Source organism: Rhizobium sp. R693, from assembly GCF_002211315.1.
Taxonomy (GTDB): domain Bacteria; phylum Pseudomonadota; class Alphaproteobacteria; order Rhizobiales; family Rhizobiaceae; genus Rhizobium.
Genome location: NZ_LOKY01000047.1, coordinates 143,451 through 161,884 on the forward strand (window position 1 = coordinate 143,451; position 18,434 = coordinate 161,884).

General features: G+C 61.4%; 17 protein-coding genes. 8 read left to right on the top strand and 9 right to left on the bottom strand.

What is annotated here, in order from left to right:
• Nucleotides 1-218: 218 nt before the first annotated feature.
• The 3 genes from ATY79_RS26950 to rpsU (ATY79_RS26960) all read right to left on the bottom strand — a co-directional run bounded on the left by ATY79_RS26950 (nucleotide 219) and on the right by rpsU (ATY79_RS26960) (nucleotide 2,519).
• Nucleotides 219-1,283 (bottom strand): FAD-binding oxidoreductase, encoded by a 1,065-nt coding sequence (locus ATY79_RS26950; protein WP_088705439.1) that lies wholly within the window; start codon nucleotides 1,281-1,283, stop codon nucleotides 219-221.
• Nucleotides 1,284-1,307: 24 nt separating this feature from the next.
• Nucleotides 1,308-2,171, bottom strand: a complete 864-nt coding sequence (locus ATY79_RS26955) for a tetratricopeptide repeat protein (RefSeq protein ID WP_088692106.1) — start codon at nucleotides 2,169-2,171, stop codon at nucleotides 1,308-1,310.
• A gap of 135 nt (nucleotides 2,172-2,306) precedes the next feature.
• Nucleotides 2,307-2,519, bottom strand: a complete 213-nt coding sequence (rpsU, locus tag ATY79_RS26960) for a 30S ribosomal protein S21 (protein WP_037119559.1) — start codon at nucleotides 2,517-2,519, stop codon at nucleotides 2,307-2,309.
• A gap of 444 nt (nucleotides 2,520-2,963) precedes the next feature.
• Between rpsU (ATY79_RS26960) and ATY79_RS26965 the strand changes: the two genes are divergently transcribed.
• The 3 genes from ATY79_RS26965 (at nucleotide 2,964) to ATY79_RS26975 (ending at nucleotide 3,866) form a co-directional block, all read left to right on the top strand.
• Entirely contained in the window at nucleotides 2,964-3,173 is a 210-nt protein-coding gene (locus tag ATY79_RS26965; protein ID WP_088692105.1) for a cold-shock protein, read from the top strand.
• A 189-nt stretch (nucleotides 3,174-3,362) separates the two neighbouring features.
• Nucleotides 3,363-3,602, top strand: coding sequence for a 30S ribosomal protein S21 (rpsU, locus tag ATY79_RS26970; protein WP_088705440.1), 240 nt, complete (start codon nucleotides 3,363-3,365; stop codon nucleotides 3,600-3,602).
• Between the two features lie 39 nt (nucleotides 3,603-3,641).
• Nucleotides 3,642-3,866 carry a hypothetical protein gene (locus ATY79_RS26975; RefSeq protein ID WP_088692103.1) on the top strand — a complete coding sequence of 75 codons (225 nt, stop codon included), beginning with the start codon at nucleotides 3,642-3,644 and terminating at the stop codon, nucleotides 3,864-3,866.
• Nucleotides 3,867-3,933: 67 nt separating this feature from the next.
• Here the strand turns inward: ATY79_RS26975 and ATY79_RS26980 are convergent, their stop codons facing one another.
• Complete coding sequence (locus ATY79_RS26980) at nucleotides 3,934-5,370, bottom strand: DUF1254 domain-containing protein (protein WP_088692102.1); 1,437 nt, start codon at nucleotides 5,368-5,370, stop codon at nucleotides 3,934-3,936.
• 429 nt (nucleotides 5,371-5,799) lie between these two features.
• On the opposite strand from ATY79_RS26980, the gene ATY79_RS26985 reads away from it, so the two are divergent.
• The 5 genes from ATY79_RS26985 (at nucleotide 5,800) to ATY79_RS27005 (ending at nucleotide 11,482) form a co-directional block, all read left to right on the top strand.
• A complete protein-coding gene (locus ATY79_RS26985) occupies nucleotides 5,800-7,053 on the top strand; it encodes a sarcosine oxidase subunit beta family protein (protein WP_037133489.1) in 1,254 nt (417 codons plus the stop codon).
• 12 nt (nucleotides 7,054-7,065) lie between these two features.
• Complete coding sequence (locus ATY79_RS26990) at nucleotides 7,066-7,407, top strand: sarcosine oxidase subunit delta (protein ID WP_018856591.1); 342 nt, start codon at nucleotides 7,066-7,068, stop codon at nucleotides 7,405-7,407.
• Entirely contained in the window at nucleotides 7,404-10,397 is a 2,994-nt protein-coding gene (locus ATY79_RS26995; RefSeq protein WP_088705441.1) for a sarcosine oxidase subunit alpha, read from the top strand. The genes ATY79_RS26990 and ATY79_RS26995 overlap by 4 nt, the downstream gene beginning before the upstream one ends.
• Nucleotides 10,390-10,938: a sarcosine oxidase subunit gamma gene (locus ATY79_RS27000; protein ID WP_088692100.1), complete on the top strand. Its 549-nt coding sequence runs from the start codon at nucleotides 10,390-10,392 to the stop codon at nucleotides 10,936-10,938. Before ATY79_RS26995 ends, ATY79_RS27000 begins: the two co-directional genes overlap by 8 nt.
• Before the next feature lie 148 nt (nucleotides 10,939-11,086).
• Nucleotides 11,087-11,482, top strand: a complete 396-nt coding sequence (locus tag ATY79_RS27005; protein ID WP_088692099.1) for a VOC family protein — start codon at nucleotides 11,087-11,089, stop codon at nucleotides 11,480-11,482.
• Between the two features lie 42 nt (nucleotides 11,483-11,524).
• On the opposite strand, the gene ATY79_RS27010 is transcribed toward ATY79_RS27005, so the two are convergent.
• The 5 genes from ATY79_RS27010 to glgC all read right to left on the bottom strand — a co-directional run bounded on the left by ATY79_RS27010 (nucleotide 11,525) and on the right by glgC (nucleotide 18,422).
• Nucleotides 11,525-12,010 carry a MaoC family dehydratase gene (locus tag ATY79_RS27010; RefSeq protein WP_088692098.1) on the bottom strand — a complete coding sequence of 162 codons (486 nt, stop codon included), beginning with the start codon at nucleotides 12,008-12,010 and terminating at the stop codon, nucleotides 11,525-11,527.
• A gap of 87 nt (nucleotides 12,011-12,097) precedes the next feature.
• Nucleotides 12,098-14,065: a glycogen debranching protein GlgX gene (glgX, locus tag ATY79_RS27015; protein ID WP_088705442.1), complete on the bottom strand. Its 1,968-nt coding sequence runs from the start codon at nucleotides 14,063-14,065 to the stop codon at nucleotides 12,098-12,100.
• Between the two features lie 10 nt (nucleotides 14,066-14,075).
• The gene (locus tag ATY79_RS27020) at nucleotides 14,076-15,707 is read right to left on the bottom strand and encodes an alpha-D-glucose phosphate-specific phosphoglucomutase (RefSeq protein ID WP_088692096.1); all 1,632 of its coding nucleotides are present in this window, start codon (nucleotides 15,705-15,707) and stop codon (nucleotides 14,076-14,078) included.
• 6 nt (nucleotides 15,708-15,713) lie between these two features.
• Nucleotides 15,714-17,156, bottom strand: coding sequence for a glycogen synthase GlgA (glgA, locus tag ATY79_RS27025; RefSeq protein ID WP_088692095.1), 1,443 nt, complete (start codon nucleotides 17,154-17,156; stop codon nucleotides 15,714-15,716).
• Between the two features lie 3 nt (nucleotides 17,157-17,159).
• Nucleotides 17,160-18,422 carry a glucose-1-phosphate adenylyltransferase gene (glgC, locus tag ATY79_RS27030; protein WP_088692094.1) on the bottom strand — a complete coding sequence of 421 codons (1,263 nt, stop codon included), beginning with the start codon at nucleotides 18,420-18,422 and terminating at the stop codon, nucleotides 17,160-17,162.
• Nucleotides 18,423-18,434 lie beyond the last annotated feature (12 nt).

Here is an 18,434-nt window from a genome sequence, read left to right on the forward strand (position 1 = left end):
GCCTATACTTCGCTGAGTTATGCAGCCGAAACCATCGGCACGCCCGCCGTTTACAGGCATGAAAGCAAAATACTGGACCACCGCAATTGCCCTCAACGCCCCCAAACCCTCCGATAGCCTGCTATCGAAACCACTACATGTTAGGGATAGGTGCTGCTGCTTGCAACACACTAAAACATGTCGCCCGGCAATACGCAAATTTTTGTCAGGCTGTCATCTCAACCGAATCTGGCGAGGCGGAAGGCGGCCAAAGAGGAGTCTGCATCGCCGGTGAGAATCTCGTTAGACGCGAGTAGACCGACGAGCGGCGCCAGCGTTATGCCAGAGTGCATCACGGCTATATAGAGGCCGTCCTGGCCACAGCCGCCGATAACAGGAAAGCCGTCCTTGGGCGTCGGACGGTAGCCGACAGTGAAGAAATCCATGCTTAACCGGCTCCCGTCCGTCAGGCTCTCCTTCACCTTCGCAAAGAGTGCCGCGGCGGTCGCGTGCCGGTCGGCGCCGGGATCGGTGCCGCCGAAATCGGAGCCGGCAATGATGCGGCCATCAGTCGTCTGGCGCATATGCAGGTCGGTCGCCATCACAAGGCCGTTCAGCCGCTTCTCGAATGGACGGGAGTGGACGATCAGCCCGGGAGGCGCCTCCAGGGGAAGTGTGACGCCGACGGAGGCGGCGAGGGGAACACTGCCGGCGCCAGTCGCCAGGACAACATGATCGGCGCCGACAATACCGGCCGATGACACCACTCCGGAAATCCGCTCGCCGCTGCGAATAAATCCATCGACGGCAGCGTTGACGAACTTCGCTCCTCTGGCCTCGGCGTCAGCAAGCAGCAGCCGCGCCGCCGCCGCCGGCTCGACGGCACCTTCTTCCGCGACCAGGAGCGCAGATTCGGGCAGCTGTTTCAGGTAAGGCTCCCGCGCGGCAATCGCGGCGCGATCCAGCCGTTCGATGCCATAACCCCACGACGCATGCTCGACGGCAAACGCCTCTAGCCGATCGGGCGGCAGATCCCAGCAGATGCCGCCACACCAGGAGAGCGGCAAGCCTGGGAGCTCGCGGGCCAAGCGCTTCCATTCGGCGATAGAGCGGCGGCGAAAGTGAAAATAGAATTCCGGGTTGCCCCAACTCGCGTTGATCCAGGCAAAAGAAGTGGGTGTGGCGACGCCGCCGATGTCCTCGGCAATCACGGTGACGGCGGCGCCGTCACGTGTCAGGTGCCAGGCGATCGAGGCACCGACAATGCCGGAACCGACGACGACCACATGCTGTCTGGCTGCCATCGTCGGTCTCCTGCCTGTAAAGTCTTAGCCGGTGGTCGATGCGCCAACGCGGGCGAGGCCGTCCTTCGCCGGCTGGTACTTCGGGTCGAGTCCGATCGCGTGACGGTAGGAGCGGGCTGCCTTGTCCTTTTCGCCGCGGCGCTCATACACCAGAGCCTGGTTGGCCCAGGATTCGGCGACATTGCCGTTGAGTTCGATCGCGTGATTGAAGTCGGCAAATGCGTTGTCGTCATCGTTCAGCGCGATATAGGAGATGCCGCGACCGTTATAGGGTTCCGGCGCGTTCGGGGAGAGCGAGATCGCCTTCGAGAAGTCGTCGATCGCCTTATCCTGCTGATTGCGCTTCTGATAGAGCAGGCCGCGATTGTGATAGGCGCGGCCATCGGTCGTGCCGTTCTGGATCGCCTTGTTGAAATCGTTGAAGGCCGCATCGTCCTGGCCGGCGGTGCGGTAGACGTTGCCGCGGCCGATCAGCGCCACGTCGTAATTCGGGTTGATCTGCAGCGCGGTGCTGTAGTCCTGAATCGCCTGCTGCTGCTGGCCCATGTTGCGGTAGACCAGCGCGCGATTGGCGTAGGCCTGGTAGAAGCGCGGGTTGATCTGCAGCGCCGTATTGAAGTCGTTCAACGCCTGGCGGAAATCGCCGCCGCGGCCATAGGCGGAGCCGCGAACGTTGTAGCCCTCCGGATCCTTCGGATTGGCGTTGATCACAGAGGTCAGCGAGGCAATGTTTTCCTGCGAACCCTGCGCCTTGTCGATGCGGATGACGGCATCGGTCGTGTTGCTTGTCGTGCAGCCAGCAAGGCCTAGCGCGGTGACGATAGCGAAAACCGGCAGAACAGCGATTTTCGGCGAACGCAGAGAGCGGGTCTTGGTGATGTCAGCCATGCGGGCTCGTTTTCCCCCAGTGCAGCCGCTCCGTTCAGGGACGAGCAAGCTTCAGCAACAAATTAAAAAGGCGGTGGCGAATAGATCGCCCCCGCCAACATGCATCTGAAAACGTCGAAATAACGACAGCTACGCTTAGCGTGCGACGATACCTTCGCGCTGTGCCCGCTTGCGAGCCAGCTTGCGAACACGACGAACGGCTTCGGCCTTTTCGCGAGCGCGCTTCTGCGACGGCTTTTCGTAGTAGTCGCGCATCTTCATTTCGCGGAAAATACCTTCGCGCTGCATCTTCTTTTTGAGAGCGCGGAGAGCCTGATCGACATTGTTATCGCGGACAAGTACCTGCACGAGAATCACGTTCCTTTGGTTTGGTTGATGCCTGCGTCGGCAAGGCGCCAGAGGCAAAAAATATACGGTTCGCGCGGCCAGAGCCTTGCGATTGAGGATGCGGATAGCAGAATGGCAGGGGGAAGTCCATATGTCCTCGCGGTTCTAGCCGGAAAAAACCGTGTCTTGTCTCGATCTGATCGTCTTTCAAGGGCGAACACGGCCTCTTTCCCGTCTGGCTGGCCGCCTGAAGAACGCTGCTGGGAGGCATTGGGGCAGCCAACCTAACGCAATGAGCGGCTTCCTTGCCTTGTCTATTGCTCACTTCGCGTTATATGTAGCCCATCGACCGTTGGTTGTGACCTTTGTCAAGGAGCTCGAAGCTCCGTCAGATTTCCTCTCAAGATCGATCTTTGGCCTTGTGAATAAACGCAAGGCAATAACGACTATTGAAAGGAGATCGTTATGAATTCAGGCACCGTTAAGTGGTTCAACAGCACCAAGGGCTTCGGCTTCATCCAGCCGGATGACGGCAGCACTGACGTATTCGTTCACATTTCGGCTGTTGAGCGTTCTGGTTTGGGCAATTTGTCCGATGGCCAGAAGGTCACGTACGATCTCGTTCGCGACAAGAAGTCTGGCAAGAATGCCGCGGACAATCTCCGCGCCGCTTAATTCTCATTCGGCCCGGCTGACGACGGATGTGTTGGCAGCCAAGTGCCTTGTGGCAAAGGCCGGGCGTAACCCCGGCCTTTTGTGCTTTTGATGGTCAATACAGTGGTGGCACGAGTGACTGGATACGCTGTCGGCGACAGTCCAGGCTGACCAAAATGGCAATGAGTTCGCCTCAAGAAAGGAAAGAATTTGCAGGTTCTCGTTCGAGATAACAATGTCGACCAGGCGCTCCGCGTTCTGAAGAAGAAGATGCAGCGCGAAGGTCTCTTCCGCGAGTTCAAGGCGCGCACCGCTTACGAAAAGCCGTCCGAGAAGCGCGCCCGCGAAAAGGCCGAAGCCGTTCGCCGCCAGCGCAAGCTTGCGCGCAAGAAGCTTCAGCGTGAAGGTCTCCTTCCGGCCCCGAAGAAGGCGGTTCGTCCCGCCCACTGAACTGCCATCGGGCAGTTTCCATCGAGATTGAGAGAGCAGATGACTTCAAAAGACGATCTCTTCGATACGGCAAAGCTCTCCCCGCGGGATAAGGCGGCTGCTACCGATACGACAGCGAGAGCAATTATCACGGCAGAAGCCGAGGCTCGCGAGAAGAAGACGGAAAAACTCCGGGCACTGCGCTTGCAGCAGGAAGCCGAAGCGCCGTCCGCCGCTCCTGCCAAGAGGCGGCGGACGGCGCCCAAGTCGGCTTCGTCCTCCTAAGACCTCGCACCAGCGCCTCTCTACCCGCTGGCTGTGTCCACGCGGATTGTCCGAGGTCGCGGAAGCGCTATTGCGCCGTGACCTGTTGAAGCGCCGGCACCATTTCCACGACCGGCGGGTTCCACTTTCCGGTCAGGGCATCGCTTGCCGGTCCGTACAGGCGCATGGTCAGGTTGAATGGCCCAGCCGGCGCGGGGAGCCAGTTCGCTTCCTTTGCCGCGCCCGGGCTCTTGTTCTGGAAATAGAGATCAAGCGACCCGTCGGCGTTGTAGACGAAGGGCATCCAACTGCTGACGGCAAAGCGGTTGAGGCTGTTGCCGACCTGGAATCCTTCCGGATCGTAAAGCGTGACGGACCAGAACGCCTTGACCGGCGGTAGGTTCGCCTTGTCGAAGTGAAGCTTATAGCTGTTCGTTCCGTTCAGCGGGTTTCCCTTCTCGTCGCCGAGGTTGAGCGGATAGATCGCGTCCTCGGGCAGGTTGGCCCCGAGGCCAAGCTGCGCGACAATCGCCCGCTTCAGATAGTAATTGCCGTAGACGCCCATCGTGTCGGTGTTCATCGACCAGTTGTTGGCCACGCGCGCAAGCGTCGGGATTTTCCACTCCATCAGCTTCTGGCCTTCGGCCGGAACATCCTTCAAAGCAGCGGCGATTTCAGGGCTCACCTTGCTCTTGTCGAAGCTCTTGCCGGGTTCCATTCCGATCCGCTTCATCCGGCTTATGATCGGCTGGTCGGTGGCGTGCGGCGGATTGGCCTTCAGCAGCTCCGCCGCATAGGCAAAGAAGTCCTCTGCCGCCATCCCGTCTACCGTCTTCTTTGGCGGGGTTTTCATGTCGATGTCAGGATTGATCGTGACCTTGACCGGTTCGGCCGTCTTGCCCCATTGCGACAGTGGCGTGACTGTGTAGCCAGCCTGGATCTTGTGAACGGCGTCGTAATCGGGCGGCCCATCCGTTTTTGTGCGTCCGATGACCCAGACATAGGGTGTCGGCGCGTCGATCCTTTGGGTTCCAGGGGGCAGGTCCTTGCCCGTCCAGCCGGGGGGCACAACCGCAAAATCGGCTTTCGCGGTTCCCGTTGTGCGCCAGCCCGGCGAGGCGAACACATCGGACCACATGTCCAGCATCGGCAGCAGATAGTAGCGCCCGTTCGTGTCGGGAGCCGAGACGATCATCGGTTCCTTGGTCATATCAAGCCAGGCGACGGAGTAGAGTGTGTCGAAGTTCGGCCGGACGACATCCCTGTAGTCTGCGGCCGGAAACTCCGGAACGTTGGTGAACATGTTGGCCGGTCCTCGTCCCATCGTCTTGCCGGCCTCGACGTTTGTTGCCTGTTCACGGGTCAGATTCATGGTGACCAGCGGATAAAGGTAAAGATAGGCCTCGACGCCGATCGCCGCCGCTTCCTCCTTGGTCATGGTGTCTTCGGCAGCGGCGACGGGGCTGGTAAGACAAGCCCCCGATAAAAGCAGGCCAACCGTGAAGGTGATGAAATGCGATTGCATGACGAATCCTCCCTGAGACCAGACAGCGAGCATCATGCCGTGTCGGCCTGTTTTCTTTTGATGTCAGGTCGCACGCGGGCTTTTGCCACGCGTGTCGAAATTTGGATTATGAATGCTCCCGTTGCTGCAGACGCGAGACCCTCAACGCGCAAAGACGCCTATGCAGCGCAAGAACTATGGGCTCAAAAATTGTAAGTGCAAACACTCTAAAATAATAAGGATGGTGAGGCTGTAAGCCATCGCGGGGCCGCCCCGGCTTGGCTGTGGGGTGGGGCTTGGCTTCGAACAGAATGGCCAACCTTGTTCATTCTTACCGAGTGTCAAAACAAAAGCCGGTCCACGTCGCAAAAGAAACGTTGTGCCGCATTTGGATTTGCGATTTGTATGGCCGACGAGAAGGGACCTTTCCCTTGAAGGAGATGAAGGCGGATGCGCAGATACTCGGTTTTTGCCGTGGCACGAGAGGCTCTGAGGGGCCATAAGGGCTGGGAGAAGCAATGGACTTCGCCGGAGCCGCGCGCCGAATACGACGTCATCATCATCGGTGGCGGCGGACATGGCCTGGGCGCTGCCTATTATCTCGCCAAGGAGCATGGCATTACCAATGTCGCGGTGCTCGAAAAGGGCTGGCTCGGCGGCGGCAATACCGGCCGCAACACGACCATCATCCGCTCGAACTATCTCTATGAAGAGAGCATGCACATCTACGAGCATTCGATGAAGCTCTGGGAGAACCTCTCGCAGGATCTCAACTACAATGTCATGTATTCGCCGCGCGGCGTGATGATGCTGTCGCATAATGTGCACGATCAGCAGTCCTTCAAGCGCCACATCCATGCCAACCGCCTCTACGGCATCGACAACGAATGGCTGACGCCGGAGCAGGCGAAAGCTTATTGTCCGCCGCTCGATATCTCCGCCAGCGCCCGCTATCCGATCAATGGCGCGGCATTGCAGCGCCGCGGCGGCACGGCGCGTCACGATGCTGTCGCCTGGGGCTATGCGCGTGCGGCGTCCGATCGCGGCGTCCACATCATCCAGAACTGCGAAGTGACCGGCATCCGCCGCGGCCCCGACGGGCGCGTCACCGGTGTCGAGACGTCCCGCGGCTTCATCGGCGCCAAGAAGGTCGGCGTTTCGGCGGCCGGCCACACGACCACCGTCATGAAGATGGCCGATGTGCGTGTGCCGCTGCAATCGAGCCCGCTGCAGGCGCTGGTCTCCGAACCGCTGAAGCCGATCTTCCCCTGCGTGGTCATGTCCAACACGGTGCATGCCTATATCTCGCAGTCCGACAAGGGCGAGCTCGTCATCGGCGCCGGCACCGACCAGTACAATTCCTACAGCCAGACCGGTGGCCTGCAGATCATCACGCATACGCTCGATGCCATCTGCGAGCTCTTCCCGATGTTCCGCCGGGTCAAGATGATGCGCCAGTGGGGCGGTATCGTCGACAACACGCCGGACCGTTCGGCCATCCAGTCGAAGACGCCGGTTCCGGGGCTCTACGTCAATTGCGGCTGGGGCACCGGCGGCTTCAAGGCGACGCCGGGCTCGGCCAATCTCTTCGCGCACCTCATCGCCCGCGATGAGGCGCACAAGTTCAATGCCGGCCTGACGCTGGACCGCTTCCGCACCGGCCGTCTGATCGACGAAGCCGCCGCTGCCGCCGTCGCGCACTGACACGAGGACACCATGCTTCTTATCTACTGCCCATACTGTCAGGAAGAGCGTTCCGAGCTCGAATTCCGCGGCGCCGGCGATGCCCACATCGCCCGCCCGACCAATATCGCCGACATCTCCGACGAGGCGTTCGAGGAATATTTCTTCCTACGCGACAACCCGAAGGGGCTTATCTTCGAACGCTGGCGTCACCAGCACGGATGCGGCCGTTTCTTCAATGCGGCGCGCGATACCATCAGCGACAAGTTCATCAAGACATACAAGGCAGGCGAGCCGAAGCCCACGATCGGCGAGGCCGCCGTTCCGCATGCTCCCGTCGAGACCTACGAACAGCTCGAAGGAGAGGCACAATGAGCGGCACGAACCGTATTGCAGGCAAGGGCCGTCTGACGCCGGCCAGAACCGCGCGCTTCACCTTCGACGGCAAGAGCTATACGGCGCTCGAGGGCGATACCGTCGCCTCGGCGCTGATCGCCAACAACATCCATCTGGTCGGCCGCTCGTTTAAGTATCACCGCCCACGTGGCATCCTGTCGGCCGGTGCCGAGGAGCCGAACGCGCTGATCGACGTGGCGCGCGACAGCGCCCGCAAGCAGCCGAACGTGCGTGCAACGGTGCAGGAAGTTTTCGACGGCATGATCGTCGAATCGCAGAACCGCTTTCCGTCACTCTCCTTCGATATCGGCGGCATCAACAACCTGATGTCGCCCTTCTTTGCCGCAGGCTTTTACTACAAGACATTCATGTGGCCGAAGGCGGCCTGGAAGCATGTTTACGAGCCGATGATCCGTCGGGCGGCCGGCCTCGGCGTCGCGCCGAAGGAAGCCGATCCGGACCACTATGCTGGCCGCTACGCGCATTGCGACGTGCTGGTCGTCGGTGCCGGCGTTGCCGGTCTTTCGGCAGCACTTGCGGCGGCGCAGGCTGGCGCCAAGGTGATCCTCTGCGACGAGCAGGCCGATGTCGGCGGCGCGCTGCGCTATGACAGCGGCGTGAAGATCGACGGCCTCGACGGCTACGAGTGGGCGCAGAAAACGGCTGCCACGCTGAAGGCGATGAAGAACGTGCAGGTTCTCACCCGCACCACCGCTTTCGGCTACTACAATCACAACTTCGTCGGTCTCGCCGAGCGCGTGACCGACCATGTCGCAAACCCGAGCCGTCACCTGCCGCGCGAGCGTCTCTGGCAGTTGCGCGCCAAGCGTGTCATTCTCGCCAATGGCGCGATCGAACGTCATATGGTGTTCCCGAACAACGACCGTCCGGGCATCATGCTGGCGTCGGCCGCGCGCATGTATCTTAACCAGTACGGCGTTGCCGTCGGCCAGAAGGTCGGCGTCTACACGGCGCATGACTCGGCTTATGAGGCGGCCTTCGACCTGAAGCGATCAGGTGTCGAGATCGCCGCAATCGTCGATTGCCGGCAGACGCCAGGTGCGGCGGTTCTGGCGGAAGCCCGTTCGCTCGGCATCGACGTTCTCGCCGGTCAGTCCGTGGTCAACACTGCTGGCAAGCTGCGCATCTCGTCGATGACGGTTGCCCGCAACGGCGGCGGCTCGCCGCGCAAGATCGCGGTCGACGCGCTGCTGGTCTCGGCTGGCTGGACGCCATCGGTGCACCTGTTCTCGCAGTCGCGCGGCAAGGTGGCCTTCGAGCCGGAAACGCAACGCTTCCTGCCCGGAACCTATGCGCAGGATTGCCTTTCCGTCGGCGCCTGCAACGGCACGGACGATCTGCAGCAGACGATCGAGGAATCGCTGGCGGCAGGCGAGCTGATGGCGCAGGCAGCAGGCAAACCATCCGGCGGCAAGATCAGCATCTCGGCAGAGCAGGCGCATCAGTGGACCGGCGGCATGATCGGCGCCGCCGAGGGTGCGGGTCCGGAGACCAGCGCCAAGGCGTTCATCGATTTCCAGCACGACGTCTGCGCCAAGGATATCCGCCTTGCCGTTCGCGAAGGCATGCACTCGATCGAGCACATCAAGCGCTTCACGACGAACGGCATGGCGTCCGACCAGGGCAAGCTCTCCAACATGCACGGCCTGGCGATCGCCGCCGAAATGCTCGGTAAGGAGATCCCGCAGGTCGGTCTCACCACCTTCCGCGCGCCCTATACACCTGTTACCTACGGCACGCTGATCGCCCATTCGCGTGGCGATCTGTTCGATCCGGCCCGCAAGACGCCGCTGCACCAGTGGGAAGAAGCCCATGGCGCCGTGTTCGAGGACGTCGGCAACTGGAAGCGTGCCTGGTTCTATCCGCGCGCCGGCGAGACGATGCATAAGGCGGTCGCTCGCGAATGCAAGACGGCGCGCGATGTCGCCGGCGTATTCGATGCCTCGACGCTCGGCAAGATCGAAGTCGTCGGCCCCGATGCCGCCGCGTTCATGAACCTGATGTACACCAACGCCTGGGACACGCTGAAGCCCGGCAAGTGCCGCTACGGGATCATGACCCGCGAGGACGGCTTCGTTTATGACGACGGCGTCGTCGGGCGTCTGGCCGACGATCGCTTCCACGTGACGACGACGACGGGCGGTGCGCCGCGCGTTCTCCACCACATGGAAGACTATCTGCAGACCGAATTCCCGCATCTGAAGGTGTGGCTGACTTCGGTGACCGAGCAGTGGGCTGTTATCGCCGTACAGGGGCCGAAGGCGCGCGAGATCATCGCGCCGCTGGTCGAGGGCGTCGATATCTCGAACGAAGCCTTCCCGCATATGAGCGTTGCCGAGTGCACGGTCATGGGCGTTCCGGCACGTCTCTTCCGCGTGTCGTTCACCGGCGAAACCGGCTTCGAAATCAACGTGCCGGCCGATTACGGCCAGTCGGTTCTCGAGGCCGTCTGGGCCAATGCCGAGCCGCTCGGCGCCTGCGTCTACGGCACCGAGACGATGCACGTTCTTCGCGCCGAGAAGGGCTATATCATCGTCGGTCAGGACACGGATGGTACCGTCACGCCTGACGATGCCGGTCTCTCCTGGGCGGTCTCCAAGAAGAAGACGGATTTCGTCGGCATTCGCGGGCTGAAGCGCCCGGATCTGGTGAAGGAAGGCCGCAAGCAGCTTGTCGGTCTCGTCACCAAGGATCCGAACCTCGTACTCGAAGAGGGCGCGCAGATCGTCGCCAACCCGAATGAGCCGAAGCCGATGACGATGCTCGGCCACGTCACCTCGTCCTATTGGTCGGAAAATCTTGGGCGATCGATCGCCTTCGCGTTGGTCGCCGACGGCCGCAAGCGAATGGGCGAGACGCTCTACGTGCCGATGCCCGACAAGACGATCGCCGTCGAGGTGACTGACATGGTGTTCTTTGACAAGGAAGGAGGCCGCATCAATGGCTGATACGGCAGTTCGCAAGTCTGTGCTTTCTGGTCGCCACGGTGGCTCGGCCACGGTGCGGCTGACGCCGGCACCAGCGGCGACCCGCGTGGCGCTTCGCGCACCAGGGGAGTCGCTCAAGGCTCTTTCCTCCGCGCTCGGCGTCACGGTCCCGGCTTCCCCGAAGACGTCGGGCCGCAAGGGTGGCCGTGCCGCCCTCTGGCTCGGCCCGGATGAATGGCTTGTCATCGACGAGTCCGGCGCAGACCTTATGGGTGCGCTCGCGAAGTCAGGCGTGTTGCATTCGGCAACCGACGTCTCGCATCGCAACGTCGCGATCATCGTCTCCGGTCCCGGGGCCGAGGCGACGATTTCCGCGGGTTGCCCGCAGGATCTGTCGCTCGAGGTCTTTCCGGTCGGCGCCTGCTCGCGCACGCTATTCGGAAAGGCGGAGATCGTGCTCTTCCGCACCGAGGGCGATACGTTCCGCGTCGAGTGCTGGCGTTCGTTTGCCGATTTCGTTTTCGGCCTGCTGGCCGAGGGCGCGGAAGACGCGGCGCACTAAGCGCTGCCAACTTGCAATTTCCGGTCGGGGACGGTGCTCTGGTGCCGTTCCCGATCGTCTTTGCGTTGCAGGACTGCCCTCACTCATGCATCATCCACCCTAGCGTGCGCTCTTTATCGGAGCGCAGTTGCAGGGCGGGGTGTCTTTGATGATGCTGCATCACGTTTCCATTGTCGTCACGGATCTCGACCGTTCGGTCGCCTTCTATCGTGACGTCTTCGGCCTCGAACGGATCGCGCGGCCGCCGTTCAGCTCCGTTGGAGCGTGGTTCGCCTGCGGCGCACTGCAGATCCACATGATCGTCAACCCGGCCGGGACCTTCCGGCATGCGGCGACCATCGACACGACCGACGGGCATTTCGCGTTCCGTACCGATGATTTTGAGGGATGTATCCAGGGGCTGATTGCGAAGGGTTTTCGCGAGGATGCGCCAGAGGGCGATCCCTGGCGGCTGCGTCTCAGGCGCGACGGGCCGGCGGGATTTCCGCAAGCCTATCTGCTTGATCCCGATCGCAACATCGTTGAAATCAACGGTGCGCCATAGCGTTGCGTTCGACGTCGCCCACCGAAGCCGGGAGCATAAGGTCTAGGCGTCGTCAGGCCGATCCTTGGGGTCGAACTGGATGATGGTGATCCAGCGCGCAGAGAGGGCCGGCTTCCTTTCGTTCTCGATCTCGATCGAGACGTCATAGGTCGTCATCAGCATGCCGGCGCCGCGGAAGCGGGCTTCGGCGAGGACAAAGTGGCCGCGGATGCGCGCCCCCGATTTGACCGGCGACAGGAAGCGGACGTTCTCGAAGCCGTAGTTTATGCCCATCGTCTGCTCGCGCACTTTGGGCAGGCCGTTGTAGTTCATGGCCGAAAGCAGCGACAACGTAAGGAAGCCATGGGCGATGGTGCCGCCGAAGGGACTGTTGGCAGCGCGCTCTGGATCGACGTGGATAAACTGATGATCGTTGGTTGCATGCGCAAACGCATCGATCATCGCCTGATCGACGACAATCCAGTCCGAGAGGCCGGTTTCAGTGCCGACCAGCCCTTGCACATCCGCGAGCGAAATTTCCTTGGCCATTGATTCCCCATGAGAAAGCGGCTCCGCAAGCCTTACAATGGGATTGTGACGATTGCGACAAGGAATTGCAGGCGGGAGCCCGTCGGATCAACTTTCGAGATAGAAAGCAACCGAGCGGCGCGGCACGATGGCGGAAGTTGCGGGTTTCTTCGGCGCATCGGGGACGAGAGGCCGCCACAAGGACGGTCCAGGTAATGTGAAGATCTCCTCGCCGCCCGAGCGATTGAAGAGAACCGCCAGCCGCGTGGCCTTGTTGGTTTGGCCATCGCGCGTCGAAAGCAGCATTCCGAGCGTGGAAAAGTTCGGCGTCTCCCAGTCCTGTACGCTCATCGGCTGGCCGGAAGGCGATATCCATTCGACGTCGCCGTTACCGCTGAGAAAGTCCATCTCGGAGAAGGCGGAGAAGCGTTTGCGCAGGCTGGAGACGAAGGCCGTATGGGCGACAAGTTCATCATCGAGCACTGCCCAGTCGACCCAGGTGATCTCATTGTCCTGGCAATAGGCATTGTTGTTGCCGCGTTGGGTGCGGCCAGCCTCGTCGCCTGCTGTCAGCATGACGCTGCCGCGGGTGGCAAAGAGCGTCGAGAGAAGCGCCTTCAGGTCGTCGCGGCGCCGGCGGATGATGTCGGGGTAGCGGCTTTCGCCTTCGACGCCATTATTCCAAGAGTGATTCTCGTTGTGACCGTCGCGGTTTTCTTCCCCGTTCGCCTCGTTGTGCTTGCCGCGGTAAGAGACGAGATCGTTCAGCGTGAATCCATCATGGGCAGCGAGGAAGTTGACGCTGCGCGTCGCCTTTCCGCGATTGCGGCCAAAGATATCGGAGGATCCCGCAAGCGCAGTCGCCAATGGTCCTGTTTTCCAATCATCGCCGCGCCAGTAGCACCTGACGTCGTCGCGCATGCGGTCGTTCCATTCGAGGAAGGGGGCCGGGAAATTGCCAAGCTGATAGCCGCCGGGGCCGATGTCCCAGGGTTCGGCGATCATCAGGCGATCGGCCAGGATGTCGTCGGCGAGCATCGCGGTCAGCGTTTCCCCATGTGCTTCGAAGCCGTTTGCGGTGCGGCCAATGACAGGGGCGAGGTCAAAACGAAAGCCGTCGATCCCGGCGCCGAGCACGAAATGCCGAAGGCTGTCAACGATCAGCTGCCTGACATAGGGGTGATCGCAGGCGACGGTGTTGCCCGTTCCGGTATCATTGACCAGTTCGCCTGGCCGGCCGGGGACATGGCGAAAGAAGGAGAGGTTGTCGAGGCCACGCAGCGACAGCGTCGTGCCGAAGCGATCGCTTTCGCCGGTGTGGTTGAAGACGAGATCGAGGATAACAGCAATGCCTTCGGCGCGGAGCTTTGTGACCGTCTCTCGTAACTCCGCCATGCCGCCAGGCACGAGCCGCGGGTCGAGCGCCATGAAGGCGACGGGGTTGTAACCCCAACCGTTTCTGAGGCCTAGCGGCGGCAGATGGCGTTCGTCGATCCAGGCGGTGATCGGCATGAGTTCGACGGCATCGACGCCGATGCGCTTGAGATGGGCAATCACCGAGGGATGCGCCAGAGCCGCGACCGTGCCGCGCTGGGCTTCGGGAATATCCGGATTCAGGATAGTAAAAGGTCGGACAGCGACCTCGTAGATGAAGCCGCCGGGCTTGAAGAGCGGCTTTGCCGGCTTCACGCTGATGTCGCGGGTGACAATCGCCTTGGGCACGAGATGCTGCGTTTCGGCGCCAAAAGTGCCGAGAAGGGGATCGTAGTGGAACGGGCGATCAAGCTCCTTAGCGTACGGATCGACCAGCAGTTTCGATGGGTCGAACCAAAGACCGCTGTCGGGCGCATAAACGCCATCGGCGCGGTAGCCATACCGCGCGCCTTCCTTCAATCCGTCGACGAAGAGGCGATGCACATGGTCATCGCCCCGTTCCATCGGCAGGCGGGCCAGTTCCTTGTCATCGTCGCCGAACAGACACAATTCGATCTGTCCGGCATTATGCGACCAGACGGCGAAATCAACGCCGGTCTCGAAGATGGTTGCTCCGCCTTGCCCGGATTTGCTCGCCGCCATGCCGTTCCGGTCAGGTAATCACGGAAGGAGCATCACGGCCTGTGCGGCTGCGGATATCCGCGATGGTCTCGGCGGCAGCGATAATATCGGCGAGCGCTTGCTGTGTCTCGATATTGTGGCGGGTGGAATCCGGCTCGTACCGCTCCAGATAGACGCGCAAGGTGGCGCCCGACGTTCCCGTTCCTGAAAGGCGGAAGACGACGCGTGAGCCGCCTTCGAACAGGATGCGAATGCCCTGATGCTCGCTGACGGACTTGTCGACCGGGTCGTGATAGGCGAAATCATCCGCCTTCTCGATCTTTAGCGGGCCGAAGGTTTGGCCCGGCAGCGAAGCAAGCTGGCTGCGCAGGTTAGCAATCAGGCCGTTTGCTGCGTCCGTATCCACGCCTTCGTAGTCGTGGCGCGAGTAGTAGTTGCGGCCGTAGGTCTGCCAGTGCTGGGTGACGATGTCCTGGACGCTCTCGCCGCGGACCGCCAGAATGTTCAGCCAGAGCAGAACCGCCCAGAGGCCGTCCTTCTCGCGCACATGGTTGGAGCCGGTGCCGGCGCTTTCCTCGCCGCAGATCGTCGCCATGCCGGCGTCGAGCAGGTTGCCGAAGAATTTCCAACCGGTCGGCGTCTCGTACATGCCAATGCCACGGCGCTCAGCGACACGATCCGCCGCACCCGAGGTCGGCATGGAGCGGGCGATGCCGGCCAGGCCGCCGGAATAGCCGGGCGCCAGGTTGGCGTTGGCAGCGAGGATCGCAAGGCTGTCGGACGGCGTGACGAAGATGTCACGGCCGATGATAAGGTTGCGGTCGCCATCGCCGTCGGATGCCGCTCCGAAATCGGGCGCATCATCGCCCATCATCTCGTCATAGAGTTCCTTACAGTGAACCGGGTTCGGGTCCGGATGATGGCCGCCGAAATCGGGCAGCGGCATGAAATTGCGGACCGAGCCTGACGGGGCGCCGAGGCGGTTTTCGAAGATTTCCTTGGCATAGGGGCCGGTGACGGCGCTCATTGCATCGAAGGCGATGCGGAAGCCAAGGCTGATGAGGTTGCGGATCGCGGGGAAGTCAAACAGCTCTTCCATGAGCGCTGTATAGTCTTCCACCGAATCGAGCACCGAGAGAATCATGCCGCCGGGCAGTTCGTCCTTGCCGATGCGATCAAGGTTCACGTCCGGGAAATCGGCGATTTTGTAGGTATCGATCACCTTGGTGCGCGCATAGATGGCGTCGGTAATCTTTTCCGGTGCCGGGCCGCCATTGCCGATGTTGTACTTGATGCCGAAATCTTCCGTCGGACCGCCGGGATTATGGCTGGCCGACAGAATGATGCCGCCAAAGGCTTTGTATTTGCGGATGATATGGGAGGCTGCCGGGGTCGACAGGATGCCGCCCTTGCCGACGATGACCTTGCCAAAGCCATTGGCGGCGGCCATCTTGATCGCCTTTTGGATAACTTCCCTGTTGTAGTAGCGTCCGTCGCCGCCGATGACGAGGCACTTGCCCTGGAACCCTTCCAATGAGTCGAAGATCGACTGAATGAAGTTCTCGGCATAGTTCGGTTGCTGGAATACCGGAACCTTCTTTCGCAGGCCAGACGTGCCGGGCTTCTGATCCTGGTAGGGCTTAGTGGATACGGATTTTATCATTTTCTCTCACTTGCCTTTGGGGGCGAGGCTTGAATAGAGGGCAGCGTAGCGCTCGGCGCTCTTTTCCCACGAGACATCCGATTTCATGCCCTGCTTTTGCAATTGGGTCCAGACTTTTTGATCGGCGTAGAGATGTAGCGCACGGCGAATGGCCTGCAACAGGCCTGATGCCGTCACAGGCGAGAATTGTATCCCGGTTGCCACTTTCGCCGCAAGCGCGGCATGGTTGGCGTCGATGACCGTATCGTTCAACCCGCCGGTGCGGGCAACGATCGGCACGCATCCGTAGCGCAAGCCGTAAAGCTGCGTCAGCCCGCAGGGTTCGAAGCGCGATGGGATGATGATGGCGTCGCAGCCGGCCTGCATGAGGTGCGACATCGGCTCGTTGTAGCCGATGGAAACGCCGATCCGCCCGGGATGACGGGCGGCGGCGGCGAGCAGCGAACCTTCGAGCGCCGCGTCTCCTGATCCGAGGATCGCAAGCTTGCCGCCCATGTCGACGATCTGGTCGGCAGTGGCGGCGATGACGTCCATTCCCTTCTGCCAGGTGAGCCGGCTGATAATGCAGAAGATCGGCGCATTGTCGTTGTGCAGTCCGAAGAACTCGGCGACCGAGGTGCGGTTTTCGAAGCGACTTTTCAGGGTGGCGCCGTTGTAATGCGTGTGGACAACGGGATCGGTCGACGGGTTCCAGACATCCGTGTCGATGCCATTGACGATGCCGTGCAGCGAATCGATTCGGCTTGCGATGACACCCTGGAGACCCATGCCGAACTCCGGGGTCAGGATCTCGCCGGCGTAGGAAGGGCTGACGGTGGTGATGGCATGAACGGTCTGCAGGCCGCCCTTGAGGAAGCCGATGTTGCCGTAATACTCGATGCTTTCCGTCGCGAAGGCGTGCGGCGGCAGGCGAAGGCCGGGAAAGATATCAGCGCCGAACTGCCCCTGGAACGCGATGTTGTGGATCGTCAGTACACTCGGCAATTCCGGCGTCGGGTTGTAGCGCATGTAGACTGAGGTCATCGCCGACTGCCAATCATGCGTATGCACGAGGTCCGGCCGCCAGCCCGGCATCAAGCCTGCGGCAATCTCGGCTCCGGCAAGGGACAGTGCCGCAAAACGGCGCCAATTGTCAGGGTAATCCCTCCCGGTCGCGTCGAGATAAGGACCGCCTGACCTGTCGTAATAGGCAGGGGCGTCGAGCACCAGCATGCTTATGCCGGCATGCTCCACTTCCAGCACCGTGGCCGGCTCGCCGAGCAGATCGTCGAATTGAAGCCTGACGACTGGATTGCGGATCGCCTTCATGACCGCCGGATAGCCGGGCATGAGTGTCTTGGTTTCGACGCCGAAACGCTTGAGCGCGATCGGCAGGGCGCCCGCCACATCGGCGAGGCCCCCTGTCTTGATAAGTGGGAAGACTTCGGACGAAACCGAAAGAACTTTCATCGGTCACAGACCCAGCTTGTCGATCATTGGCTGCGTGATGAGGCAAATGCCGCCTTCGCTGCGACGGAAACGCTTGGCGTCAAGGACCGGGTCCTCACCGACGATGAGGCCTTCCGGGATCACCACGCCATGGTCGATTACCACGTTCTTGAGCTGTGCATGCCGGCCGATCTTGACGCTCGGCAGGACGACCGCTCCCTCCAGCTTGGAATAAGAGTTGGCGCGCACGCCGGTGAACAGGAGGCTCTTGTTGAGTGTCGCGCCCGATATGATGCAGTCGCCCGCGACGACGGAGGACGTGGCAGAGCCGCGGCGGTCTTCATCGTCGTGGACGAACTTCGCCGGCGGCAGGATTTCAGCGTAGGTCCAGATCGGCCAGGACTTGTCGTAGATATCCAGTTCCGGAACGACTGCGGTCAGGTCGATGTTGGCCTGCCAGTAGGCATCGATGGTGCCGACATCACGCCAGTAAGGTTCGTGCTCGAAATCGGAGCGGACGCAGGATTGCGCGAAGCGATGGGCCACGGCCTTACCGTTCTTGACGATGTAGGGGATGATGTCCTTGCCGAAATCCTTGCTGGAGTTCGGGTCGGCGGCGTCGCGGCGCAGCGCATCGATCAGGAACTTCGTATGGAACACGTAAATGCCCATGGAGGCCAGCGCGAACTCAGGCTTGTCGGGAATGCCCGGCGGGTCGGCAGGCTTTTCGATGAAGTCGATGATCCGGTCGTTCTGATCGACATGCATGACGCCGAAGCCGACGGCTTCCATGCGCGGCACTTCCAGGCAGCCGATCGTGACGTCGGCGCCGGAATCGACGTGCTGCTGCAGCATGTATTCATAGTCCATCTTGTAGACATGGTCGCCGGCGAGGATGACCATGTATTCGACGCCGTAATCCTCGATGATGTCGATGTTCTGGTAGACCGCGTCGGCCGTGCCTTCGTACCACTGCGTCTCGGAGACGCGCTGGGAGGCCGGCAGAATGTCAAAGCTCTCGTTTCGCTCCGGGCGGAAGAAGTTCCAGCCGCGCTGCATGTGGCGGATCAGCGAGTGCGCCTTGTACTGGGTCGCGACGCCGATGCGGCGGATGCCCGAGTTCAAGGCGTTCGACAAGGCGAAGTCGATGATGCGGGTCTTGCCGCCGAAGTAGACTGCCGGCTTGGCGCGGCGATCGGTGAGTTCCTTCAGGCGGCTCCCCCGGCCGCCGGCGAGAACATAGGCCATTGCGTCACGGGCAAGTGGCTGAACACGTTTTTCTACCATTTTTATCCTCCC